Source organism: Pseudaeromonas sp. HNCC25DJ180 (genome assembly GCF_055413345.1).
In genome coordinates, this window is the sequence record NZ_JBVAYF010000004.1 from 157,198 (window position 1) to 183,362 (window position 26,165).

Genomic DNA, 26,165 nt, shown 5'->3' on the forward strand with positions numbered 1-26,165 from the left:
GCCAGACTCCCCAGGGCAAGGACAACCGATAAACCAGGATGAAGATGAAAAAACAGTGGATAGGCCTTGGCATTGCCGTAGCCGCGACCCTGAGTTTGGGGGCATGGTGGCTGATGCCCACGCCGCTAACCGTCGATTGGGTACACCCTAGCCGTGGCGACCTGATCAGCAGTGTGGTCAATACCCGGGCCGGCACCATCAAGTCTTGCCAGCGTGCCGGGCTCAGCTTGCCCATGGGCGGCGTGGTGGAGCAGATCCGGGTGGCCGCCGGCGACAAGGTTCAGCAAGGCGAGCCGCTGCTCACGCTGTGGAACCAGGATCTGCAGGCTGAGCTCGCCCGCACCAAGGCCTCAGCCGCCCTCAATCGAGTACTCAAAGAGCAAAGTTGCGTTCAGGCCGAGTTTCATCAGCGGGAAGCGGCGCGGCTGGCCAGCCTACGCGCCCGGGATCTGACCTCCAAAACCCTGAGCGAGCAGGCAGAATCCCTGGCCGCTCACAGCCGCTTCGCCTGTCTGGCTGCCACGGAACAAGCCCACGTCGATCAGGCCCTCATTGCCGCTACCCAAGCCCGGCTGAGTCAAAGTGAATTGCGCGCCCCCTTCAGTGGCGTCATAGCCGAAGTAAACAGCAAGCTCGGCGAATACATGACCCCTTCGCCGCCGGGTGTTGCCATGCCGCCAGTCATCGACCTCATCGACGATAGCTGCCTCTATGTTTCGGCCCCGATAGATGAGGTCGATGCCGCCCGGCTGAGCGTGGGCCAAGCCGCGGTCATCTTGCTCGATGCCCTGCCAGGCCAGCGTTTTCCCGCCCGAGTGCGCCGGATTGCGCCCTATGTCAAAGAGGTTGAGAAGCAGGCCAGAACCGTGGAGATCGAGGCCGAGTTCACCCCTCGGCCAACTCAATTGCCCCTACTTATCGGCTACAGTGCCGATGTAGAGGTAGAAGTCGCCCGCCGCAATCAGGTATGGCGACTGCCTGCCGAGGCCCGCCGGGAGGATGGCAAGGTGCTGCGCCTGCGCGGCAAGCATCTTGAATTAGTGAGCCCCGAATTTGGCCTGGAAAACTGGAACTGGCTTGAGGTTAAAGCCGGGCTCGAGCCGAAGGACCAACTGGTGGTGCAGCCGGGCCAAATAGCCTTTACCCCCGACCTCTTGGTGCAACCGGCGGCTGAATCCCAGAAGAGTCGCCAGCCATGATCCAGCTCGTCGGGATCGAACGTCACTTTCTGCTTGGCGAGCAAGAGGTTCATGCCTTGGAGCAGATAGACCTGACCATTGCCGCCGGCGAGTATGTCTCGGTGATGGGCCCTTCTGGATCGGGTAAATCCACCCTGCTCAATGTGCTTGGGCTACTGGACAGGCCGGACTCGGGTCACTATCTGCTAGACGGTAGAGATACGGCCGGGCTAAATGAGAGCCAGCTGGCTGACCTTCGCAGTCACAGCATCGGCTTTGTCTTTCAATCCTTTCATCTGATCCCTCGCCTGAGCGCCCGGGAAAATATCGAGCTGCCGCTCATGCTGGCAGGGGTCGCCCCCAAGCTCCGGCGCCCCCGCGTCAATGAGCTGCTTGCTGAATTAGGGCTGAGCAATCGGGCGGAACATAAGCCAGCCCAGCTCTCAGGGGGCCAACGCCAACGCGTAGCTATTGGCCGCGCCATTGCCATGTCGCCGCGTCTGCTACTGGCCGATGAACCGACCGGTAATCTGGATAGCCACTCGGGCGACGAGGTGATGGCTCTGCTGGAGCAGCTGAACCAAACTCAAGCCATCACCCTGATGGTGGTCACTCATGATGCCCGCTTGGGCTCCCGCGCCAGACGCCAGATCCGCATGAGTGATGGCAGAATAGCGTATGATAGCCAGAGCACAGCCACGAGCGCTGGTTTGCCATGATGCTGCCCGCAGATGAGCTACAGTTTGCTTGGGTGGCTCTCACTCGCCATAGAGGGCGCGCTATCATGCTGGTACTGGCCATCGGCCTGAGCGTTGCCTCTGTGCTGGCCATGACCGCCCTGGGCCAAGGGGCTCGCAACTTTGTAGCGGCCGAGTTCAGTGGCCTGGGCAAGGATCTGCTGGTGATGTTTCCCGGCCGCAAGGAGACCACAGGGGGCATGCCGCCCATCAGTGGTAACAGCCTGCGGGAGATCACCCTCGAAGACATGAACTACCTAGCCCGCAAGGTGCCCGCCCTGCGCCTGGTGCCGCTGATCATGGGCTTCAGCGAAGCCAAACAGGGAGCCCATCTGCGCCAGACCATGGTGCTAGGTGCCAGTAACGAGATGCGCCACACCCACCAGCTGACCCTGCTCAAAGGACAATGGCTCCCCGGCGATCCGCAGCAGGATCTCTCGGTTTGCCTGCTCGGCAGCAAGGCCGCCCATGAGCTGTTCGGTGAGAACGAAGCCATAGGCCAGTGGGTGCGTTTTGATAATCGCCGCTTTCGAGTCATAGGGCTATTTACCAGCCGCAGCAGCAATCTGGGCTTTGAGTTTAGCGAGGCGGCGCTCATTCCGGTAGGGGCGGCCCAATCCCTGTTCAATACTCAGGGCTTATTCCGTTTGATGATCCAGCCTCTGGCTGGCCAAGCCGTTCCCGCGCTCATCGCCACTCTGGAACGCCACATGCAAGCACGCCATCAGGGGATACTCGATGTAACCGTCATGCGCCGGGACGCCCTGTTGCAGACCTTCAACCGCATCCTGCTGACCCTGACGCTGGCCGTAGCCGGGATCGGCGCTATCAGTCTACTCGTCTCCGGCATCATGATGATGAATCTAGCCCTGGTCAGTACCCATCAACGCACTGGGGAGATCGGGCTACTCAAGGCCCTGGGCGCCAATAGCCAGGTGATCCGGCAACTATTTCTGTGTGAAGCTCTGCTGCTCTCCGGCAGCGGGGCTCTGTTTGGCTCACTACTGGGCTATGGTAGCGTAGAGATAGCCGCCCAACTCTGGCCAACGTTTCCAGTCACAGTGCCCGCGCTAGCTGCGGTGATCGCTCCCCTGGCCGCCTTGGCGACGGGTCTACTGTTCAGCTGGTTGCCTGCCCGCCAAGCTGCCAGCAAGGAGCCTGTGGCCAGCCTGCGAGGTGGACAGTTATGAGAACGGGTGATCTTCTGCTGTGGTTGCTGCGCGCCCTGATGGCAGGCCGCACCCGCAGCCTGCTCTCGGCCCTGGGCATTGCCATCGGCATTGCCTCGGTAACCACCCTGACTGGCATAGGCGAAGGGCTGCGTCTCTACCTGCTGGATAGTTTCTCCCAATTTGGCTCGCGCCTCATCGCCGTTTCCCCCGGCAAGACCGAAACCGCTGGTGGCCCCCAGGGAATACTGGCCAGCAGCCGACCTCTGCTGCTGACCGATGCCGATCTCCTGCGACGCCTGCCCGGTATTGAAGCCGCCATCCCCGTGGTTCAAGGCCAGGGCGAGGTTAGAGCCGGACGTTTAACCCGCAATACCGCAATTTTAGGGACTAACCATCAGGCCGCCCTGGGCTGGCGTTTTACGCTGGCTCAGGGGCGATTTTTGCCCGCCGATGACAGCGCCATGCCTCGCGCCTATGCCGTACTGGGGGCCAAGGTGGCCAACGAGCTGTTTAGTCAGGGTGAGGCTCTAGGCACCTTGATCCGCGTCGGAGATCGGCGCTTTCGGGTGATGGGGGTGATGGAACCCAAGGGACAGTTTCTGGGCTTTGATCTGGATGACATGGTCTATATCCCGGCCGCTCACGCCCAGGCGCTATTCAATCAGGAGGGGCTACAAGAGATAGATCTGGTCTATGCAGAGCGCTACAACGAGCCACAGATCAGCCGCGCCATCAAACACCAGTTGGTGGCTCGACATGGCAGCGAAGACTTCACCCTCTATTCACAGCAGGATATGTTGGCCAGCCTGGATAAGATACTCAACATAGTCAAGGGCGCCATTGGCGGCTTGGGCATCATCTCCTTGCTGATCGGTGCCGTTGGCATCTTCAGTATCATGAGCATAGCCCAGCAGGAGCGTATCCCTGAAATCGGTCTGCTGCAGGCACTGGGCTGCCAACACCAGCAGATCTTGCTACTGTTTCTCGGTGAAGCTATCGCCCTCGCCTTACTTGGCGGTCTGCAGGGGTTAGGCTTGCTGCTGCTGATCCGCACTGGCGTCACCCTGCTGCTGCCCAGCCTGCCGCTGACCCTACACCCTCTCTATCTGCTGTTAGCCCTGCTCAGCTCGGCCCTAGTGGGCTTGCTGGCCGGCATATCCCCCGCCCTGCGCGCCATGAACCAAGACCCGATTGTCGCCCTGCGCGGTGAGTAAGCGTCTAGCACTCTGCTGAGTTATTAAGTTCGGACTCATGCATAGCCAGCCCCATCACACAAAATAATCATTCCTACTTTTTTAGTCTTTTTCATGACGAAATGTCTTATTGCATACTGTCGGTACATTTATTAACGCACATAGTCATTGATTAAAAAACCACTCGTATTGATATTGTTATTAACAATAAAAACACAGATATTCCCTAACACCCGTTCATAGCGTGATACAGCTCACTTTAATCTAGCCGCATTGCCACCTAACCACGGTTAAACCACTCGACTAAGCCACCACAACTCATTGAGATAAATCAGATTAACTTTAGCTATTTGCGATGGACTCGATAACGACACCATGCTTTTCTAATACCAAAACAGGTGTAACGGTTCACATTTGGAGCTTAATTCAATTAATTCACCCTCCTGCTTAATACATATTTACCCTGCAGTGCGTCATGCCTCACAAAATGCCCCCGTTTTGACAGTTCTGACAGTAATTAATAAAAAACTCAGCCAGAAGCCCCCCCCCGCTAGACGTATCGTATGAGGGTCAGCTTCAGGAATGACTAATACCTGATGCCCCATCAGGAATATCAGCAAATGTCCTGAACCCCGAAATAAGGAGCCTCAACATGCATGCACAAAGTCAACGCGTCATTGCCCATCCTTTCTATGACCATGCTGCTGAGAGCCCCCTCACCGACTCAGTGCGCGCCACCTTATTGCAACAGGCAGAGACCCTGCGCGCCCTGGCCGATGATTTTAACCGTCTGCAATATCGCCGGGCTCTGGGGCTGATGCTGGCGTGTCGTGGCCACATCATAGTCTGCGGCATGGGTAAGTCCGGCCATGTCAGCCGTAAAATTGCGGCCACACTGGCCTCCACTGGCACGCCCAGTTTCTTCCTGCACCCAGCCGAAGCCTTCCATGGGGATCTGGGGATGATCACGCCAGACGATGTGGTGATCCTCATCTCCAACAGTGGCGAGACCGATGAGGTGTTAAAACTCATACCGTCACTCAAAAGCTTTGGTAATCCGATCATTGGCATCACAGGGGGCAGCCACTCCACCCTGGCCAAAAATTCTGACGCTGTACTCGAGATCAGTATCAAGAGTGAGGCCTGTCCCAATAACTTGGCCCCAACCACCTCTACCACGGTCACCATGGCTATAGGTGATGCTCTAGCTATCGCCCTGGTCACCAAGCGCCAATTCAAGCCTCAGGATTTTGCCCGTTTCCATCCAGGCGGCAGCCTAGGTCGTCGGTTGCTGACCCGAGTCAAAGATGTAATGAGCAAGGAGCTGACCTGCGTTACCGCCACCACCCCGCTGCGTGAGGTGATTGTCGCCATGACACAAACCCGTAATGGCCTGGCAGTGGTCAATGATGGGGATAGTCAGATGCTTGGCGTCATTACGGATGGCGATCTGCGTCGGGCCATGATGCGCTCTGACTTCGATCTGGACAAAATTGTCGCCGCCGATGTGATGACCTCTGACCCGGTGACACTGCCCGACCACGCCATGTTGAGCGATGCCGAGCACCTGATGCGTGAAAAGCAGATCAAACAGTTGGTGATACTCGATAGCACCCAGCGTCCCTGCGGCATAGTCGAGTTCTTCCAATGAACAGGGGCAGTGTGGTTGAGCGTTCTGACTGGCAAGTATTTTGCGATGTCAACTTTGCCCTGCTGCTGCGCGAGCTGAAGACTCGTTATGGTGAGTATCGCCTGGGCTATGCCTGGGCCCTGCTGGACCCGCTAATTGCCATCGGGCTGTTTTGCATAGTGTTTGGCCTCAAGCAGCGTCAATTGTTTGGTGATGTGGAGGCTCCGGTCTTCATTGCCAGTGGCTACCTGCCATTCCTGCTGTTTAAAAATTGCTGCTCTCGCCTGCAAAAAGCGGTCAGCGCCAACCAGAACCTATTTTGCTTCCGTCAAGTCACCCCCTTTACCACGCTGTTTACGCGCTTCCTGCTGGAGTCGCTGATTGGTATGGCCACCCTGCTGATATTGATCGTCGCTCTGCTGTGGGCTGGCTTCAATGCACTACCCACCAACCCGCTGGAGATGTTGGCCGGGCTGTCACTGTTACTGCTCTTCAGTTTTGGCCTGGGCACGCTGTTTTGCATCATCACCTCCCTGTTTGGTGAAGCGGAAAAGTTCCTGGCCATTCTGATGCGCCCCTTGATGTGGATCTCCGCCGTCTTCCACCCGCTATCAATGGTTCCACAAGAGTATCACCCCTTCTTCTTGTGGAACCCCCTGGTCCATGCCCTGGAGCTTATTCGCGCTAGCTGGATCAATCACTACCCCGAGAGTGGGGCTAGCTGGTCGTTTTTATCTGCCAGCACCTTGATCTGCCTCTGCCTGGCCTTCAGTGCCTACCGTCTGTTCCATCATCGCCTGGTACTTTCATCATGATCCGACTCGAGAATGTCAGCAAATACTACGCAACCCGCTTTGGCCGTAACTATGTACTGCGCGATGTGGACGTTAACCTGCCTGCCGATCGCAATATTGGCATACTGGGAACCAACGGCGCGGGCAAGTCTACCCTGTTACGCCTGCTAGGTGGCATGGACAGTCCCAACAAGGGCCGGGTCAAACGTGAGTGCCGTGTCTCATGGCCATTGGCACTCAATGGCGGCTTTCAGGGCAGCATGACAGGGCGGGAGAACTGCCGTTTCATCTGCCGCGTCCATGGTATGCACAATGTCAGCAAGATCGAACAGTTCGTTCAGGACTTCTCCGAGCTGGGCAATGCCTTTGAACTGCCGGTAAAAGGGTACTCAAGTGGCATGCGTTCTCGCTTTGCCTTCGCCGTCAGCATGGCCTTCGACTTTGATGTCTATCTCATTGATGAAATTATCTCGGTGGGCGATAAGCGCTTTCGGCAGAAGTGTAAGGAAGTCTTTGACGAAAAAAGGCAAAATAGTCGGGTTATTCTGGTCTCCCACGATATGAAGACTCTCCGGCAACATTGCGACATGGGCGTGGTGCTCCATGCTGGTCGTTTCATGCAGTTTGACAGCATAGAGGAGGCCATCGTCCGTCATGAGGAATTGTGTCAATGAGTGAAAGCCAACCCGACTCCCCGCTAAAACGCAAGCTACGCAAACTACAACGAGACCCCAGACTTTTTCTCATCGATTCCCGCGGCCTGCGTGCCGCCGGGGATCGGGCTCTACGCACCTGGAAACAGATGGTCAAGTTAGGCAGCTTTCTCTGGGTGGTTGTGGTTTTTCTCCTTGCCTGTATCTATTACACCTCCATAGCCAGTGATCGTTTTGTCAGTGAAGCCAAGGTGATCATTCGCCAAGCCGACCCCATGCGCACCCTACCCGATAGCCTGGCCTTACTCGGCCTGGGTGGTAGCAATAATCAAGATACCCTGGTTGTGCAGGAATACCTGCGCTCGTTGGACATGCTCAAGTCTCTGGATGAGCGGCTGGCATTGAAGAAACACTATCAATCCCATAGCGCGGACTGGTTTTCTCGTTTGTCCGATGATGCCACCCAAGAGGAGTTCCTCAACTATTACCAGGATCACCTAACCCTCTCCCTGGATAACAGCTCTGGCGTGCTGACCATCCAGATCCAGGCCTTCACCCCCGAGTATGCCCAACAGATACTGCAGGTGATGCTGGAAAAAAGTGAGCGGATGATCAACCACCTGGGACATAAAGTGGCTGGCGAGCAGCTCAGGTTTGTAGAGCAGGAGATCCAGCGCACTCACACCCGCCTACAAGATAGTCGAGGCAAGGTACTCGAATTTCAGAATCAGCATCAGTTGCTCAACCCTGAAATCCAAACCCAAGCGGTTCAGGTGGTGATCAATGAGCTAGGGGGAGATTTGGTGCGTCAACAGGCCGAGCTCAAGCGGCTGACCAGCTTCATGAACCCCACCGCTCCCGAAGTCATCGCAATGCGCGATCGCATCGATGCCCTCTCCCGCCAGTTGGAGCAAGAGAAACAGCGCTTGACGGGTAAACAGGCCCCCGCACTCAATGAAGTCACCGCCGATTTCCAGACCTATCAGGTGCAAGCCGAGCTCGCCACCGATCTCTATAAGACAGGGCTAGTCAGCCTGGAGCAGGCCAGAGTTGAAGCCTATCGCAAATTGAAATTTTTGCTGGTGGTGGCCGAACCCGAGAAGGCAGAATCGGCGCTATATCCTCGCCGGGCATACAACTTGGCCACTATTGGTGTGGTACTCTGCCTGCTTTACGGCTTGGTGGTCATGGTGTTGGCCACTATTCGCGAGCATCAGGATTAATCGTTGAGGTACTTCGTGATCAAACATGCCCTGCTTACTTGGCTTGCTCTTTGCGGGCTCACCCTTTGCGCCCAAGCGGGCGAGATGAATGTCGCTCCGCCCGCCGAGCCCGTACCACAAGTACAAGAGGGTATCTCCACGCCATCGCTGCCTGTCTTTGGTAATTGGCTGTTCAACGGTGATTTTGCCAAGGAGTCATTCCGTGGGTTTAACCCTAACTATGTGTTAGGCATTGGCGATCAGATTCAGCTCCAGTTATGGGGTGGCTACGAATACCAAGCTAATCTGACCATTGATCAGCAAGGTTCCATTTTTCTACCCAAGGTCGGCCCCATCAAGGTCGCCGGGATCACCAATGACAAGCTCAACAATGTGGTGAGCCAGGCAGTCACGCGCATCTATCAGAAGAATGTCAGCGTCTATGCCACCTTGGATATCAGTCAACCGGTCAAGGTCTTTGTCACTGGTTATGTCAAACAGCCAGGTCTCTACGCCGGTCAATCTGGCGACTCTGTGCTCTATTACCTAGATAAGGCTGGCGGCATCTCACCCGATCGGGGCAGCTATCTGGATATCACCCTGATGCGCAAGGGCCGCCTTGTCACACGCTTTGACCTCTACAAATTCTTACTGGAAGGCAAACTGATCCCCACCCAGTTACGTGATGGCGATACGCTGGTCGTTTCACCACTTCGTTACCGAGTCGATGTCACCGGCAAAGTGCACAACGCCAACCGTTTCGAGCTGCGTAATGCGCGTATCTCTTTACCGGATTTACTCGCGTTAGCCCAGCAGGATGCAGACGCAACTCATGTGCGCATCAACCGCAATAGTGGCGAAAGTATTCGCATGGAATATTTACCGATCCAACAGGCCAATCAGTACAGCATCCAGGCGGGCGATAGTATTGAGGTCGTGGCAGATAAGAAGTATGCCTCTATCGCGGTACGGGTGGAGGGGGAACATAGCAGCAGCCAGGAATTTATCCTGCCTTATGGCGCACGCTTGGGTGATGTATTGCATAAGGTGCAACTCACCGGCGATGCCGATATGAGCTCGCTGCAGTTGTACCGCAAGAGCGTCAAGCTGCGCCAAAAAGAGATGCTTAACTCCTCCTTGCAGGCTCTGGAAGCCAGCATATTGACCGCTCGCTCTAGCACCAAGGATGAAGCCGCCCTGCGCACCAGTGAAGCGGACCTGCTAATGAAGTGGGTCACTCGAGCCAAAACGGTTGAGCCTCGTGGTCAAGTGGTTCTGGCCCAGGGACAAAATCCAGACCAAATCATTCTGGAACCCGATGACGTGATCCGTATTCCACGCAAAACCAATCTGGTCATGGTCCATGGTGATGTGCTATTTCCTAATGCCATTCTGATGGATCCAGCCCGTACCGTGGAGGGCTACATCAACATGGCGGGCGGTTTTACCCAAAACGAAGGTAGCTCGCGGATCCTGTTACTGCACCGAGATGGTACCTTCAGCAAGGTTCCCGCCGACGATATTAGTGATGACAGCATCAAGGTATTGTCAGGTGATGAGATTTTTGTGGTACCCAAAGTCGATAGCAAGAATCTGCAGATCACCAAAGACTTTACCGAAGTTTTCTATCAGATAGCGCTCTCGGCTCGCGCACTGGTACTGCTGTAACTCACTAGGCCAGGGAAATAGACCCTGACAGATACGCAAGCTGGAGGCCTAATGAGTAAGATCTGGACCCTGTCACCCGGGATTTATCGCAAGCGCCATCTATTACAGGTGGCCTTGGGTAAACCGGTACGCCTCGCTCTGCCCTGGTCTCAAGTCATGGCTGATGAGTGGGTGGTGGGTTGGGGTACCAAGCCGAATACGCAAAGGGCAGAGCGTTGGGCACAGGCCAAGCAATTGCCTCTGGTGCGTCTGGAAGATGGCTTCATCGGTTACTTAGGGCACCCGGCCGCGGGGGGCCTTGCCCTGTCGCTCATCGCTGACCCTCTGGGCATCTATTACGATGCCCGCCACCCCTCAGAATTGCAGCAGTGGCTTGAGGAGCCCTCCTGGTTTACGGCCAGCGAGATGGTTCGAGCCAGTCAATTTCTGCGCCGCTGGCGTGAAGTAGGCGCCACCAAATATAACCGATACCCCAGCAGGGCCCTGCCAAGGGCTTTGGCTCAGCAACTGGCCGGCGAGAAAAAGCGTATCTTGCTGGTTGACCAGATTGCCGGTGATGAGTCCATAACCGGAGCCCTGGCTGATCCGCAGCGCTTCGCTCTGATGCTGGCAAGTGCTAGGCGAGATCATCCTGATGCCGAGCTGCTGATCCGCGCCCACCCAGATACCCTGCTCAAGGGGCGTCCCGGTATGCTCAGCCATCTGCTGCTCGATGCCAATACCAAACTGCTGGATGCCGATTGCCATCCGCATGCCCTGCTGGAAAAGGTGGATGCCGTCTACACCGTCTCCTCTCTGCTGGGCTTTGAGGCCCTGCTGCTAGGCAAACCCGTGGTCTGCTTTGGCGCTGCTTTCTATGCCGGTTGGGGGCTGACCGATGACAGAGTGGCCATGCCTCCTCGCATGGGCCCAGTCAACTTGTTGAAACTGGTCAGTGCCACCTTGATCAAGTATTGCCGATACGTTGATCCCCGAACGGGTGCACAGTGCGAACCCGAGGTCTTACTCGAACTCATCGAAGCACAATACAGCCCCCTACCACCCGTGGGAACCCTGTATGCCGTCGGATTTTCCCGCTGGAAGCAGCTGTTTATTCGCCGCTTTTTCGCACAGATGGCGCAAAGAGTGCAATTTTGCAGCGCCCCACCTGCGCAATTGCACGAGGGAGATCAACTGCTGCTCTGGGGGATGCGTTATCCCGATATCAAGCAAGCCTGGCGGGTGGAAGATGGCTTTATCCGCTCAGTGGGACTGGGCTCTGACTTGTGCCGCCCCCACTCCTTGATCCTGGATCCGGAAGGTATCTATTTCAACGCACAAAAAGAGAGCCGACTGGAGCAACTTCTGTTCAGCTACAGCCCCAATCGCATTGAGTTGGCTCATGCTGAAACCCTGCGTCAAAGCCTGATCCAGCAACGACTCAGCAAATATAATCTAAGCTCGCCCGCGCTTCCCCCACTAAGAGAGCAGGCAGAAGGACGCAAGATAGTGCTGGTCGTCGGTCAGGTGGATGATGATGCTTCACTCTTGTATGGTAGCCTCAAGATCAAGAGCACCCAGGCCCTACTCACTGCCGTCAGAGCGCGAGAGCCAGATGCCTGGATCGTCTACAAACCCCATCCCGATGTGTTGTACGGCAATCGCCAGTGCCTGGTCTCAGAGGCTTGCCTACGTCAGTGCGTGGATCTGACACTGGGCGACTGTTCCCTGCCAGATTGTCTGGAGCAGATCGACGAATTGCACACCATCACCTCGCTGGCCGGGTTTGAAGCCCTGATCCGCCACTGCCCTGTCGTGGTGTGGGGCATGCCTTTTTATGCTGGCTGGGGACTGACGCGGGATATCTATCCCCTGCCACGACGCAATCGCGTGCTGTCGCTGGAGGCGCTGATCTACATCACCCTGTGCCGTTATCCCCGTTACTACGATTGGCAACTTGGCTGCTTTACTACGCCGGAACCGCTATTTAGCCACTTGGCTAATCAGCAACGGCAAGCGCATGTCGCCAAACGTCAGGGAGTACTTGCCCGCCATGGCCGGAAACTGGGCTATTTGCTAGAAACCTTGCTAGCCCGTTGACCATAAGGAGGCCCGATGAAAAATGTCTTGTTGTTACAGGGACCAATTGGACCATTTTTCCGGGACTTTGCCCATTTTCTGAATAAGCGGGAACTTAACGTCTATCGGATCCACTTCAATGGCGGTGATGCCCTCTATCAAGGTGAGGGGGAAAATTATGCCTATTTGGGAGCGCCAGAAGCCTGGCCTCGCTACTTGTCCCACTTTCTCAAGCAACATCAAATCGACGCCCTCTTTTGCTATGGCGACTGCCGCTATTACCATAAACAGGCCAGGACAATCTGTAAGCGGTTGTCCATCCCGTTCTGGGTCTTCGAAGAGGGATACCTAAGACCCGATTTCATCAGCCTGGAGCTGGGGGGAACGAATGCCAACAGTCCCTGGTTCAGTCAGCGTCACAACCTCCATTGGCTCACCCCCCAGGAGGAGGATATTTCGGTGGTAACCCCGGTTGGCCCCACCTTTACTCGCCGGATTTATCACGCCATGCGCTATTATCTGGCCATGGAGATGCAAAAAAAACGGTTCCGCAACTATCGCCACCATAGACCGCATACCTTCCTGGCTGAGGCCATCAACTGGTTAAACAGTGGCTGGATCAAGATCCGCTGCCAGGTACGAGATACCTGGCTCATGCAAACCATGAATGAGTACCAGGGGAGAATTTTTTTAGTCCCACTACAGGTAGCCGAAGATTTTCAGATCCGGGAACACTCCCCCTTTACCGACGTTCAAGCCTTCATTCGTCAAGTCATCATCTCTTTCGCCCACCATGCCCCGACAGATCAGATCCTGTTATTCAAACACCACCCCATGGATAGAGGCCACATCAACTACTGCCGCCTGATCGTGTCACTCAGTAAGCAATTAGGCATTGGGGATCGGGTGTTTTATGGTCATGAACTCCCCCTGCCCCCCCTCTATCCTCTGTGTCGCGGACTCGTCACCATTAACAGCACGGTAGGGATCTCAGCCCTGCTCAAAGGCGTACCCACGCTGAATTTAGGCCAGGCACTGTATGATATTCCAGGCCTAACCAGTCAATGCTCTCTCGACGAGTTCTGGTGTCACCCGACCCCAGTCAATCGTCAACTGTTTGGCCAATTTCGCCAGTTTTTACTGCACTATGGCCAGATCAATGGCAGCTTCTATCGTGAAACCGCCTATACCTGTAGCGCTATCTGGCGTTATCTCCAGCAAGGCAGGGTTAGCGAACCACAACCTACCTACCTCTGCGTCACGCCCCATAAACTCCGCAATCAAGCCCCGCAGTAGTCCAGCGCTCCCCGAGTGTCTTCACCACGCATCCCATGAGCTCGGCTCATCTCTCCCCATCTAATGCGGATGAGTTCTCATCCTTCACTCCTCTTGCTGGTAACGGCTATTGACTCGCAACAGATCAAAAAAAGGGCTGCCTATTGGCAGCCCTTTTGGCAATTGAGGATCACTACTCTTTATAGACTACAGTCACAGCCGTACCTTCGGCGACAACAGAGCCAGAGACACTGCGCGGCGCGGTTAGCGGTGTGGATTTCTCCATGGCCACCTTCCAGTTCCCCGCAGGCAGCGTGTAGGTATAGTTGCTGCCACTGTTCATGATTACAACAGTATCCGGCCAATTAGTACCGCCGTTGTTCCCTGACTTGATGTAATTCACCACCACAGCCGCTGCCGGTGTTGTGGTACTGACGTTCTGGTTGATCGCCTCCCAACTGGTCAGGCGCAAAGCCGGATTAGCCTTACGAACCGACATCAAGTCTTTGTAATAGTTGAAGATGTCAGCATTGGTCACCTTCATGCTCCAGTCAAACTGGTTAACCGAGTCAGGAGACTTGAAGCTGTTCTTGTCGCCCTGCTTATTACGCATGATCTCTTCACCGCCGTAGATGAAGGGGATCCCCTGGCTGGTCAACACTATGCCGTTGGCATATTGCTGGATGCGGCGCAGATAGGCGCTGTTACCCGAGTTGCCTGTGGTTTCAGCCCACTTCACTATCTTGTCGCGCAGGTTGTAGTTGTCGTGCGCAGTCACATAGTTGATGGTCTGTTCCGGATCGGCGGCAAACATCGGATCCCAGGTATCATTCAGCTGTTCGGTGCCGTTAAAGGCGCGGATGGCACCACGGCTACCCACCTTGATACGCCAGGTATCCGGGCTCTGGTTGAAGGCAAAGCAATCACCCGCATCACAACCTGGATGATCTCCTTGGCCACGAATGGCATCGCGGAACTTGGGATTGAACACCCCGAAGTGAGCATCCTTAAGCTTACCCACTGTGCCCAAACGCACTCGCTGACTCTCACGGGTATCCGTGGCATAACCATTCCAAGGCTCACCGTAGAGCAACAGGGTGCGATCGGCGAACTTGTTATTCAGGTACTTAGCCCAACCATCGACTACGGCATAGTCGAAGATGCCGACCAGGTCGAAGCGGAAGCCATCGATGTTGTACTCATCAATCCAGTACTCCAACGAATCCTGAATCATGCGCCCGACCATAGGATTGGTCGCGTCAATAGAGTTGCTGCAACCGGACAAGTCCGTTGGGGTGTAGTACTTGCCGGTGATGGCGTTGAACACACTCTTGTCATAGGTGTGGTTATAGACCACATCCATGATGACGCGGATGCCCGCCTTGTGGAACTCATCCACCATCATCTTGAATTCACGAACCCGGTTTTCATAGTCATACGGCGTCAGTGAATAGCGCTCTTCCGGTACGCTGAAGTTGATCGGATCATAACCCCAGTTGTAGCAAGAGGTATCGTTCACATCGGCGCAAGAGCCGAAGTCATAAACCGGCAGCAACTGCACATGGGTGACCCCCAACTCCTTGAGGTGATCGATCCCGGTCTTCACATTACTGTAGGTGGTACCCGGCTCAACCATACCCAAAAACTTGCCGCGCTTATTGGCAGGCACACCCGAGTTGGCATTCATGGTGAAATCACGAACGTGAATTTCATAGATGATGGCATCTTCACGTTGCTTGAGTACCGGACGCTCAGACCAGCCAGCAGGCAGGTCGGTACGGCTGGTATCCATTACGATATCGAGGTTGGTATTGGGCTTGACCATCTTACCGTAGGGGTCGCGCACTTCGGTGCCATTGACACTGAAGTTATAGCTCTTGAGCAGTTGGTCTCCTGGCACTGTGACTTGATACACGTTGGTATAGCCAGAGAAATCAGCTGCTTTGGTCATGGGATAGCTCTTGCCATCCAGATTGAGTGCCACATTGCCACTATCTGGTGACCAAATGGAGAAGACGGTCTTGGCGGCCGAATAGACAGCACCCAGACGATCCACCACCATAGGCGCGGTATTGATCACATAGGAGAAGGCGTCCTGAGCCTGATTACCACTGGCATCCACCGCCAGGGTACGGATCACCATATCAGTGCCATCGCCCTTGTCGGCTACCGCAATCACGGTACCAGACACATAGAGCGGTGAGGCGACAGTCGGTTGAGAACCATCGATGGTGTAATAGAGCTTAGGCGCAGAATCCTTGTCATCTTTGATGGCCAGGGTGACATTCTGTGTCTTGTCGTAGGTGCCTGCGGCCGGTGATGGCGTCACCACAGGAGCGGCGGTATCACTGCTGCCAATGGTGAACTTGAACTCTTGCTGACGTTGGTTGCCTGAGGCGTCCACCGCCAAAGTCCGCACCAGCGTAGTCGTGGCAACAACCAGCTTGGCGCCCGCCACATAACGGCTTGAGCCCGTCGTTGGCTGGCTACCATCCAGGGTGTAATAGAGAGCAGGAGCCTGATCCACCGCATCCGAGACTAGCAGCTGCACACTTTGCTGCCCGGTATACTGGCCTGGTGCCGGGGTGGAGCTAGCCACAGGGGCCACCGTATCGGCAGCGTCTATCTGATAGTCGAAGGTGTTAGAGATTTTGTTGCCAGCGGCATCAACGGCCAGGGTACGGATGCGCAGATCAATACTCTTGCCCAGCTCTTGGGCCGTCAGCACAGTACCGCTCTTGTAGAGATAGGCCGAGGTTTCTTTGGGCGTAGTACCATCTACTGTGTAATAGAGTTTGGGCGCTTTGTCCGCATTGTCTGTCACGGCCAGGGTGATGTTTTGCGTACCGTTGTACTTGCCTGCTGCCAGGCTGGGTTTGACCACCGGCTTGGTCAGGTCACGGCTGGGATCGATGCGATATTTGAAGTCATAACGGCCCCAGTTCCCTGAGGCATCGACTGCCAGGGTGCGAACCTGCAGATCAATCGCACTGCCTGCCGCCGTATCCTTGGCTTGGATAGTTTGACCACTGTACTTGGTAGATGCGGTCGTCGGCATCTTGCCATTGGTGGTGTAATAAATCACAGGAGCGGTATCGAGATTGTCGGTGACGGACAGCAGAATACTCTGGACCGCATTGTAAGTGCCTGTCGGCACACTGGCCTTAACCACCGGAACCGCGTCATCGGTGGCGGCATACGCCTGAGAAACCAGCCCTAATGCGCTGGCTGTTAATATCCATTTATTCATCATCACTCCTCACTTCGCGTATAGACTGGAACTTCCGATAGTCCCACTGTCACTGACGCCCTATGTCGTCTCTGTGCTGCTGATGCCTGAAGAGAGCTAGGCCAGCTTGACTCACTTTTCTGCCATTAGTTGGCAAAAAGTTGAGGCAAAGTGGCTGAAAAAAGGCCGCCGACAGAGCCGGCGACCTTGATTTCCTTACTTGCCGATACGGGCAAACTTGCTGGTGAAGCTGTCACCATCACTCTTCTCGGCAGAAGAGGAGGCATCCTGAGCATAAGGCAGTGTCGCGGCATCCAGGGTGGTCGGATCATTCGGCAGTGAGCCGATAGTATCCTCACCGAAGGTGCTCAGCAGCATGATGCCCATGCCATTAGACTCAAGTTGTGCCTTAGTAAGGCCCAACGCCGCCAGCGGGATATTCATCTCGTAGACGGTATCCTGCTTCTTGCTATGGCTGGTGGCCAGCAGATCGGTGAACTTGGTCATATCCGCCAGATCGGCCGGAACATAGCCTTCGTAACCGTTCTTCTTGATGCCGTTCATCTTGGTGAAAGCAAAACCATCACTGTACTTGAACGCAATGCCACCGACCTTGAAGCTAGTGACATAAGCAGGACCGTAGTCAAACATGCCAGCGGTTGGATTGACCTTGAACAGCGCAGGCTGACCCACACCCGGCTTGCTGGAGAAGAGCATCAGCTGATCCACTTCCTTGTTCGCAAAGCGGTGCTTCATACCCCACACCCCTTTACCACCGGCAACCGTACCATCACCACCGATAGCAGGATCGATGTCAAAGGCAATGGATTGCGGGATATCGCCTTGGTAAGGCTTGCCGTTATCACTGATGGGGTAGCCTTGACCCGGGTCGACCACGTCGGTGACGTTAGTGAACTGCCACATCAGATAGAGATTGGTGTCATCCCAAGCCGCAGAGAGACTGTAAAGATCATAAACCGGGCCTTCATGGGAGCCACGGAAGATCCGCGGATCATCGTTGGCCACGCCTTGGGCTATGACCATATCTTCGGTCCAGTCAGTAGGCGCGCCATCAACGGTAATGGTCTTGACCTTACCCTTCTGGTTATTCGGGTTAGTCTTGTAGTAGCTCTCCTTCTGGGCACCGATAGAGTAGCTGAAGCTGTTGCTGGCCTTGTTACCGCTGGCATCTACCGCCAGAGTCTTGATGGTCATATCCACATCTTTACCCAGATCGCTAACGGCGATCGGGGTACCGCTCTTGTAGAGCTGGCCCGCTACTTCCTGAGGCGCCGTGCCATCAGTGGTGTAGTAAAGGAAAGGCGCGGTATCCTTGTTATCTGTGATGGAGAGCTTGACCGTCTGGGTGCTGGTATAGGCACCGGCCTCTGGGCTGGCCGTTACAGCGGGCGCCTGGATATCACTGCTGATAGTGAACTTGAACTCTTGGGTGCGCTGGTTGCCAGAAGCATCCACACTCAAGGTGCGAACCAGAGTGGTAGCACTGATAGGCAGTACAGTTCCAGCTTTGTACAGAGCAGCAGCCACGGCCTGTGGCGCGGTGCCATCCAGGGTGTAATAGAGCTTAGGAGCCTTGTCTACCGCATCGGTAACATTCAAGGTCACCTGTTGTGCCGTTTCATAAGTACCCGCCGATGGGGATGTACCGGCAGTGGGCGCCACCGTATCACCTGCGGTGATCACATAGTCAAAGCTATTAGTGGCTTTGTTGTTGCTCGCATCCACCGCCAGAGTGCGCAGGCGCATATTGGCCTTGACCGCAATCACAGTACCGGCCTTGTAGAGATTGGCGGCCGTCGCGGCAGGTGTGGAGCCATTGATGGTGTAGTAAAGCTTGGGAGCCTTATCGGCGTTATCGGTAACGGCCAGAGTGATGCTCTGCTCGCCACTGTAAGTGCCCGCCGCCTTGCTCGGGGTGACCACTGGCTTGACCAAGTCGCGGCTAGGATCGATGCGGTATTTGAAGTCGTAACGACCCCAGTTACCCGCATTGTCGACGGCCAGAGTGCGAACTTGCAGATCGATGGCGCTACCCGTGGCTGTATCCTTAGCTTGGATAGCTTGGCCACTGTACTTGCTGGAGGCGGTAGTCGGCATCTTGCCATTGGTGGTGTAGTAGACAACCGGGGCTGAATCCAGGTTATCTGTAACTGAAAGCAGAATGTTTTGTACTGCGGTGTAGGTACCTGTTGGCACGCTGGCCTTGACTACTGGTACTGTGTCATCCGTTGCGGCATAGGCTTGAGAAACCAGTCCCAGAACCCCTGCGGTCATTATCCATTTGTTCATCATATCTCCTCAGATTGCATCCATTCATGCTTGGTAATACCAGGCGGGAGGAGTGCAACAGTGCTGATTGAGCTGAAATCGGGTTTGGAGGGTCGGCACCGATTTCGGTGCCGACGCTGTTTACGACTTAGGGATTACTGTTTTTCGAGCAGAACCACACCACCGGCGTTCACACTCACCTTGCCGCCAGTCACAGTGGCCTTGGTGCCAGTGTAGGCATCCACTACCGCAGTACCGTCAGCGAAGATGGAGCCTACGCTGATAGATTGCTGACCGCTGGCGAAGGCAACTACTACCTGGTCGCTACCACGGACACGAGAGAAGGTGTACGGAGTATCGGCAATCTTGCTGTGGTGACCCGCACCAATTGCTGCGTGATTGTTACGGAACTGACCCAGTTTCTGCCAGTGAGCCAGGACTGTCTTGTCTACGCAAGGTGACAGATCTGAACCCAGAGTACCGTCACACCAGTTCATCATGCTGCGGTGGTGCTCATTCCACTCAACGAAGGTGGTATCAACCGGACGGGCCGTTTCATCACCGTAGAAGATCTGGGCAACACCCGGAGTCAACAGCAACATGGTGCCACCGTTGATAAGATCTCCGCGGTTATACTGAGCTGTATCATGGCTGGAGATATAGTTCAGCACGTTGAAGGTCGGATCCGAGTTAACTGCAGTATCGTAGCTGCTGAACACTGACTCGGCGCCGGCAATGTTGACACCACTCTTCTGGAAGGAGAAGTTGATGATGTTGTCAAAGCCGTTGTCGAAGTAAGCGCTGCGACCCACACCATGACCCCACACTTCGGCTGTCATCCAGAAGTTCAGGTCTTGGTTATCCGGCTTAATCACACCCGGTTTAGCCTGCCACTCTTTCAGTGCAGCATTGGATTGACGCTTCAACTCAGCCCAGACGTTCAACGGTACATGCTTGGCGGTATCGCAACGGAAACCATCCACACCATACTCACGCACCCAGTCGGTCAACCACTTGATGGTGTAGTTAGCCACGGTACGTTTCAGGCCAGTCTTCTGGAAGAAGGCATCCAAAGAGGCCTGCTCTGCAGCCAAACGACCTTCACGAGTCCACTTGGTGATCAGAACCGGTGGTAAACCCACTTCAGAGCTGCTTTCCAGCTTCAGATCCGGCAGGTCATCCAGGCAACGAGTCTCTTCCGTGCCACCAGTGCAAGTACCGTAGGCCTTGGAACGAACCCAGTCACTGCCCCACCACTTGCCCCAGTTGCTATCGGCATAGTTCAGATGGTTAGCGTACGTTTCGTAGTGGATAGAGGATGCATTGTTGGTGTAGTAGTAGCTTTCCCAACCAGCCTTCAGCCCGGCAAAACCATACTCGTCGGCATCACTCATGGTGTCATAGGCTACATGGTTCATTACCACGTCGAAAATGACCCGGATACCCTTCTGGTGCGCGGTATCGATGAACTCCTTCATCAGAGCCTTGTCGCCGATATTGGCATCGACTGAAGTGAAGTCGAGGATGTAATAACCATGGTACGGATAGTGCTTGAAGTTCTTGCCACCCACGAAGCCATGAGTCTGCTCAAGCGGTACGGACAACCAGATGGCATTCACACCCAGGTCGTTAAAGTAGCCAGCGTTGAGCTTCTCCAGCATGCCCTTCAAGTCACCACCACGGAAGTTACCAGTACGCTTCTCGTAACCGGTGTAACAGCCCGCGGTATTGACCTTACCCGTTGCCTTATCATAGGCAGACTTAGGACACTCACGGCCATAGCTGTGATCGTTCGTGGTGTCGCCATTACGGAAACGGTCAGTCAGCACGAAGTAGACGGTGGCGTTATCCCAAGTAAAGGCGCCCACTGGCGGCGGAGCTATCTTGGTATAGGTATAACTCTTGCTATCAACACCCAGGTCGTTCTTGGCATACAGCTTCAGCGTGACAGCCTCACCGACCTTGAGTGATTGACCCAGGGTAACTACATCACCATTCTTGAAGCTATTGGTGCAAGAGACAGCTGGATCCTTGCCATCGGTAGTGTAGCAACCGCTAGCGACATCCTTGCCAGAGAGAGAGAGAGCAACTTTCACACTTTCAGTGTCAAAATTTCCGCTATTGACTGATGCGGCAACGGCTGCAACAGGGATAGGACATGCAGTTTCAGTCGGTACGGCACCGGCAGTCACACTGTAACAACCGCCCTTGGAAGCCACCAGATCCTTGGCCTTGGTCGCATCGCCGTTCATGTTGAACGAGAAAGAAGCGGACTCGGCATTCGGAACTGTATAGCTATACCAGCCCTTGTTAGCGTCATCAGGCTTCATTGCCACGCCAGGCCAAGCAGAGGCAGTAACAGTGGACGGAGTCACATTGAAGTAGTGAGCATTGGCCGTAGACCAGTTAGGTGCATAGATCTGCACTTTCACGCCAGGCAACGCTTCAACCTTAGAGTAGGTATATGCTGCTTCTTTGCCTTCGGCACTCAACCACAACTTGATCTCTTTACCCGCGGCAGTGTTCTTACCCAGCTTAAGTTTCTGGCCATTTTTGAACAGCAGACCATGAGAAGCAGTCGGTGCTACACCATCCAGAGTCAGGTAACCGGTAGCATTGGCATCGGCACCCATAATGCTCAGGGTCACTTCCAGCTCATCGCTGAACTTGCCACTGGCCACAGAGGAGGTCAGAGAAGCCTGCAGCGGGGCGGCACAATCGGCCAGAGTAGTCCAGGCCTTGCTGGCGATATCCAGACAACCAGACTCGGTGCGCATCTCTTTACCCATACCAGTTGGGTACTGGGTGCCGGCACCATTGTTAAACACCATATTGACAGTGGTCGCACCCGTGAATACGGCGCTCGTCCAACCACTACCGATATCGGTCATGGTATTACCAGGCCACTTGGTATCGGCCGAAGTGCCCGCAGGCAGCACGCTGAAGCTGTGCAGGTTGGTCTTGGTCCAGCCGGATTTCACATAGATGGCAATGCCAGGAGAAACATATTGATCCAGCAGGTAACCATCACCCACGCCGGTTTCACTACCGATCTCATAGCTGTACTTACCGGTCACCTTGTTACCAGAGGCATCAACCGCATAGGTGTTGATCACTGTGGTTTCAGCAACGCTGATGGGGCCAGTGTAGAGAGTAGAAGAGCTGCTGGCGGCAGAGCCATCCAGGGTGTAATAGAGCTTAGGCGCCTTATCCTGGCTATCGGAAACCTGCAGGGTCACACTCTGCTTAGCGGTGAACTTGCCAGGCAGCGGAGATACGGCCACTTCAGGCGCAGTGACATCGGTAGTCGTAGCGTTGATAACATAACCAAAGTTACGGAAGGCTTGGTTACCTGCCGCATCGACTGCCAGAGTACGAACACGCAGATCGAACTCTGTTCCTGCGAACTTATCGACCGCATTCAGCACTTGACCAGGCACATAGACAACAGATTTAGTGGTCGGAGTCTTGCCATCCAGGGTGTAATAAATCTTGGGAGCCTTGTCCTTATCATCGGTAACCTTCAACACCACTTTCTGGGCTGAGGTGTAGGTACCCGCGACAGGCGTAGCAAATACTTTTGGCGCAACTTTATCGGTACTATTGACACGATAGAAGAAGTTGTTGCGTGCCATGTTGCCATTGATATCCATGGCCAGTGTGCGGATCTTCAGGTCGTAATCAGCAGTATTGGAATTAGAGTCTGTTACGTTGATCACTTCGCCACGGTAGAGCTTAGAGTGAACGCCAGGCAAGCTACCATCAGTGGTGTAGTAGAGATTGGGTTTGGCATCAGTATTGTCTTTGATGGCCAGTTTGACACTCTGAGCCACAGAGTAGGTGCCAGGAGCCGGTGTTCTGCTCACTGTTGGCGCAACAGTGTCTACCGCCGCTATTGCTTGGCTTGCTGTGCCGATAAGACCGGCAGTCAATAACCACTTGTTCATAAATATTCCCTTTATTGAATTCAAAGACAGCAGCTCTTCTACTAAAACCAGCGTTCTGGCCGAGGCAAGCTGTAAGCCTGATTGATTTCACCCTGACAGCACGTCATACCTCGCGCCACTGGGCTCTCTTTCTCAATACTCTCACTACTTGCTGAAGTTGAGGCTCCCTGCTCTTGTTACAGACAGGTCGACTATGCATCTCGACACTTGGCAACTAAGCGACTGGCTGAACCTAGCATATGGACCGCTCTCACTGATGAAACAAGTGGAGCGGGTAAAGCAAGTTGGCCAGTTGCCGGGAAGAATAGGGTTTTTATATAAGAAAAGCCGTGCTGACTTCACAAATTAAAACAGTGAAAAATAGCTGTATTTACAGCCAGTTGATTAAATTGCCAATAACATTAAAAAAGCAGTATCAGATTATTAATACTCAAAGCTTGAAAATGGTTTCTCACGACATAGCAGGGGGGGGGCAACCATTAATAACCAATAAATACAATAAGATACGAATGTTGCAAAAATGATACGAAAAAGAAGTAAATTAAACCTAATACTTAATTGCTAATACTTTTTTAAGGCCACATCCCCGTCCCCCACCTAAAGCATTAGCAGACTGATTTTGGCATTAGATATTCGACAAAAACTTAAAAATACAGATAAAAAGCCAACTCCATCACTATTAGCGATTAACAGTGGGCTTCATTCAGGTAACGCTTTCAGCGCTCACCGAAAATCTTATCGAAATCCAAAATTTGAGTTGAATCACAATATATTCAGCCTAATGACCAGTACGAGAGACAATTGGAAATTAGGTGGGATAGAAAATGGATTGCCAATAAAAGCAGAAACAAGCGCAAATACAAGATAAGAGAGAAAGCAGCAGTCTACCCAACCGAACATGGTCGAGCTGGGCAGACTAGTTTTAGCAGATAGGCAGTGATTGGTTTATAGCCAGCAGCGCAGCGGCCGGGTCTGGCGATTGCGTGATGGGCCGACCGATCACCAGATAGTCCGCCCCCTGCGCACAGGCTTCGGCAGGCGTGAGCACACGGCGTTGATCACCCAGTTCACTACCCGCCGGACGGATCCCTGGAGTCACCAGTTTGAACTCGGCACCCAACTGCTGTTTTAGTAACTGAGCCTCTTGAGCGGAGCAGACCACACCATCAAGCCCTGAGTCTCGCGTCAGTGTCGCCAGACGCAGTACCTGCTCCTGCAGTGAGCAGGAGATACCCAACTGGCGTAGCTCGTCAGGCTCCATACTGGTCAAGACAGTTACGGCAATAAGTTGTGGTGCCGACTGGCCATAAGGCACTAAAGCCTGGCGCGCCGCGTCCATCATACGCTGACCCCCACTGGCGTGGACGTTAACCATCCAGACACCCAACTCCGCACTGGCAGCCACAGCCTTAGCCACAGTATTGGGAATATCATGAAACTTGAGATCCAGAAAAATATCAAAGCCGCGAGCCACCAGGGCGCGAACAAACTGCGGACCGAACAGGGTAAACATCTCCTTACCCACTTTCAGACGACACAACTGCGGATTGATGCGATCCACAAAGGCCAAGGCATCTGCTTCTTTTGCATAATCCAAGGCAACAATGACTCTAGGTTCCTGCATGTTTACTCCAAACTAATCCCCATCCAGGTCACGGATGGGTTTGATACTTGCCCACTGCTTACAAGAGGGGCACTGCCAAAAAATAACGCGTGAAGAAAAACCACAATGCCGACAGCGATGACTAGGTTTGGACTTGATCTGCTCCTCAACCAGGCGCTTGAGCAAGCCAATACTCTCTTTGCCCTGCGGATTATCGATCTCTCTCATTTGATAATCCATCAGACGAAGAAAGACCTTCATCGTCGGATGGCGCTTCAATGCCTTGAGCACCAACTGCTCAGCCACTTCAGGCCCAACAGTACGCTCCGTGATCCTGGCGAGCTCCAGCACCACAGCCGCCGAGGAGGACTGCTCCAGCCATAGGTTCAAAATCTCGGCATAATCACTCTCTTCCGCCTCACTGAAGCAACGCTTCAACAAAGGCAGAGCATCACAGATGAGGTCAGCGTCCTGCGCCCCCACCGCTTTGAGTAGCGCAATCGCCGCTCTAGATTGGCCATCACTCAGATACAATTCAGCTAAGCGCAAACTAGCCCGTACCGAATGCTCATCAATATCCAGCGCTTTCTTTAACCTAGCCTGAGCTTTGCGTGGTTGGCCATCGGCCACATCCACTTCCGCCTGCTCACAATAAAAATTGGCTAGTGCCGGGATCACTCGCGCCCCGAGCCGTTTCTTGTGTTGCTCAGCCACGTCGATGGCCTTGGGCCATTCCCGCATCTGTTGATAAATGTCGATCAGCAACTGAGCCGCTTGCTCCTCATACTCTTCATCTTTGCGCAGATCCAGCAGGCTCTGTTCGGCACGATCGAGCAAACCAGCGGCGATAAAGTCTCGAGCCAACTCGAGCATGGCTAGATTACGCTGCTCATAAGTCAGGCTGGGACGCGCCACCAAGTTTTGATGAATGCGGATGGCCCTATCTACTTCTCCACGTTGGCGGAATAGATTGCCAAGGGCTAAGTGGGTCTCCAGGGTCTCATCATCTACTTGCAACAGCTCGATGAAGAGATCGACCGCTTTATCCGGTTGTTCCGAAAGTAAGAAGTTGATCCCGGCAACATAGTTGCGAGAGAGTCTATGGCTGGAGTGCTGGCTATCGAGCCTGACACCTCGCCGTCCCATGTACCAGCCATAGGCTGCGGCAATGGGCAACAGCAGAAAGAGAAGTTCGAGCATTAACGGCTCGCATCCTTCTCGGATAGAGCAGACGAAGCAGAAATAACCGCCAGTTGCTTACGCAGACCGCGCAGGCTCAAGCGAGCACGCAATAGCAGTAAGCCAAAAAGCAGGGCCGCACAGGCAAAACCAGCGGCAAACAACATGACCAGCAGAGTGGAGAGTCGGAATTCATCCTGAGCCAACAGATAATTCAGACGAATAAATTGCTGATTTTCCGCCCCCAGGGTTAACGCCAACGCCACCACGACAGTTAACACTATCAGGGCTAATACAGTGCGCACAGGGACTCCTCATCTTTTACCTTTACCGTCACCATGACCAAAGCAGCAGCTGA

18 protein-coding genes are annotated in these 26,165 nt (G+C 54.4%); 12 read left to right on the forward strand and 6 right to left on the reverse strand.

The annotated features are described in order from the left end of the window. Nucleotides 1–44 precede the first annotated feature (44 nt). From ACZYTD_RS05105 to ACZYTD_RS05155, 11 genes are all read left to right on the forward strand, one after another. Nucleotides 45–1,199: an efflux RND transporter periplasmic adaptor subunit gene (locus ACZYTD_RS05105; RefSeq protein ID WP_463889961.1), complete on the forward strand. Its 1,155-nt coding sequence runs from the start codon at nucleotides 45–47 to the stop codon at nucleotides 1,197–1,199. After that, entirely contained in the window at nucleotides 1,196–1,897 is a 702-nt protein-coding gene (locus tag ACZYTD_RS05110; RefSeq protein WP_463889963.1) for an ABC transporter ATP-binding protein, read from the forward strand. The genes ACZYTD_RS05105 and ACZYTD_RS05110 overlap by 4 nt, the downstream gene beginning before the upstream one ends. Next, entirely contained in the window at nucleotides 1,894–3,105 is a 1,212-nt protein-coding gene (locus tag ACZYTD_RS05115; RefSeq protein WP_463889965.1) for an ABC transporter permease, read from the forward strand. Before ACZYTD_RS05110 ends, ACZYTD_RS05115 begins: the two co-directional genes overlap by 4 nt. Then, a complete protein-coding gene (locus ACZYTD_RS05120; RefSeq protein WP_463889967.1) occupies nucleotides 3,102–4,301 on the forward strand; it encodes an ABC transporter permease in 1,200 nt (399 codons plus the stop codon). The genes ACZYTD_RS05115 and ACZYTD_RS05120 overlap by 4 nt, the downstream gene beginning before the upstream one ends. Before the next feature lie 631 nt (nucleotides 4,302–4,932). After that, complete coding sequence (locus ACZYTD_RS05125) at nucleotides 4,933–5,931, forward strand: KpsF/GutQ family sugar-phosphate isomerase (protein WP_463889969.1); 999 nt, start codon at nucleotides 4,933–4,935, stop codon at nucleotides 5,929–5,931. Further along, complete coding sequence (locus ACZYTD_RS05130) at nucleotides 5,928–6,725, forward strand: ABC transporter permease (protein WP_463889971.1); 798 nt, start codon at nucleotides 5,928–5,930, stop codon at nucleotides 6,723–6,725. The genes ACZYTD_RS05125 and ACZYTD_RS05130 overlap by 4 nt, the downstream gene beginning before the upstream one ends. Further along, on the forward strand, nucleotides 6,722–7,378 hold the full coding sequence (locus ACZYTD_RS05135; protein WP_463889973.1) for an ABC transporter ATP-binding protein: 657 nt from the start codon (nucleotides 6,722–6,724) through the stop codon (nucleotides 7,376–7,378). Before ACZYTD_RS05130 ends, ACZYTD_RS05135 begins: the two co-directional genes overlap by 4 nt. Beyond that, nucleotides 7,375–8,580 (forward strand): KpsE/RkpR family capsule polysaccharide export protein, encoded by a 1,206-nt coding sequence (locus ACZYTD_RS05140; protein WP_463889975.1) that lies wholly within the window; start codon nucleotides 7,375–7,377, stop codon nucleotides 8,578–8,580. Before ACZYTD_RS05135 ends, ACZYTD_RS05140 begins: the two co-directional genes overlap by 4 nt. Before the next feature lie 84 nt (nucleotides 8,581–8,664). Beyond that, nucleotides 8,665–10,227: a polysaccharide biosynthesis/export family protein gene (locus ACZYTD_RS05145; protein WP_463889977.1), complete on the forward strand. Its 1,563-nt coding sequence runs from the start codon at nucleotides 8,665–8,667 to the stop codon at nucleotides 10,225–10,227. A 51-nt stretch (nucleotides 10,228–10,278) separates the two neighbouring features. After that, nucleotides 10,279–12,306 carry a capsular polysaccharide biosynthesis protein gene (locus ACZYTD_RS05150; protein ID WP_463889979.1) on the forward strand — a complete coding sequence of 676 codons (2,028 nt, stop codon included), beginning with the start codon at nucleotides 10,279–10,281 and terminating at the stop codon, nucleotides 12,304–12,306. Between the two features lie 15 nt (nucleotides 12,307–12,321). Continuing rightward, nucleotides 12,322–13,581, forward strand: a complete 1,260-nt coding sequence (locus ACZYTD_RS05155; protein WP_463889981.1) for a capsule biosynthesis protein — start codon at nucleotides 12,322–12,324, stop codon at nucleotides 13,579–13,581. 172 nt (nucleotides 13,582–13,753) lie between these two features. Here the strand turns inward: ACZYTD_RS05155 and ACZYTD_RS05160 are convergent, their stop codons facing one another. From ACZYTD_RS05160 to ACZYTD_RS05170, 3 genes are all read right to left on the reverse strand, one after another. Next, the gene (locus tag ACZYTD_RS05160) at nucleotides 13,754–16,810 is read right to left on the reverse strand and encodes a chitobiase/beta-hexosaminidase C-terminal domain-containing protein (RefSeq protein ID WP_463889983.1); all 3,057 of its coding nucleotides are present in this window, start codon (nucleotides 16,808–16,810) and stop codon (nucleotides 13,754–13,756) included. Nucleotides 16,811–17,005: 195 nt separating this feature from the next. Continuing rightward, nucleotides 17,006–19,099, reverse strand: a complete 2,094-nt coding sequence (locus ACZYTD_RS05165; protein WP_463889985.1) for a chitobiase/beta-hexosaminidase C-terminal domain-containing protein — start codon at nucleotides 19,097–19,099, stop codon at nucleotides 17,006–17,008. Nucleotides 19,100–19,233: 134 nt separating this feature from the next. Next, nucleotides 19,234–23,025 (reverse strand): chitobiase/beta-hexosaminidase C-terminal domain-containing protein, encoded by a 3,792-nt coding sequence (locus ACZYTD_RS05170; RefSeq protein WP_463889987.1) that lies wholly within the window; start codon nucleotides 23,023–23,025, stop codon nucleotides 19,234–19,236. A gap of 619 nt (nucleotides 23,026–23,644) precedes the next feature. On the opposite strand from ACZYTD_RS05170, the gene ACZYTD_RS05175 reads away from it, so the two are divergent. Further along, complete coding sequence (locus ACZYTD_RS05175) at nucleotides 23,645–23,893, forward strand: hypothetical protein (RefSeq protein WP_463889989.1); 249 nt, start codon at nucleotides 23,645–23,647, stop codon at nucleotides 23,891–23,893. Nucleotides 23,894–23,947: 54 nt separating this feature from the next. On the opposite strand, the gene pyrF is transcribed toward ACZYTD_RS05175, so the two are convergent. From pyrF to ACZYTD_RS05190, 3 genes are read right to left on the reverse strand one after another with little or no spacing between them, the layout of a single operon-like run. Beyond that, on the reverse strand, nucleotides 23,948–24,649 hold the full coding sequence (pyrF, locus tag ACZYTD_RS05180) for an orotidine-5'-phosphate decarboxylase (protein WP_463889991.1): 702 nt from the start codon (nucleotides 24,647–24,649) through the stop codon (nucleotides 23,948–23,950). Between the two features lie 12 nt (nucleotides 24,650–24,661). Then, nucleotides 24,662–25,828 carry a lipopolysaccharide assembly protein LapB gene (gene lapB, locus ACZYTD_RS05185; RefSeq protein ID WP_463889992.1) on the reverse strand — a complete coding sequence of 389 codons (1,167 nt, stop codon included), beginning with the start codon at nucleotides 25,826–25,828 and terminating at the stop codon, nucleotides 24,662–24,664. Further along, nucleotides 25,828–26,112 (reverse strand): lipopolysaccharide assembly protein LapA domain-containing protein, encoded by a 285-nt coding sequence (locus tag ACZYTD_RS05190; RefSeq protein ID WP_463889994.1) that lies wholly within the window; start codon nucleotides 26,110–26,112, stop codon nucleotides 25,828–25,830. The genes lapB and ACZYTD_RS05190 overlap by 1 nt, the downstream gene beginning before the upstream one ends. Between the last annotated feature and the right edge of the window lie 53 nt (nucleotides 26,113–26,165).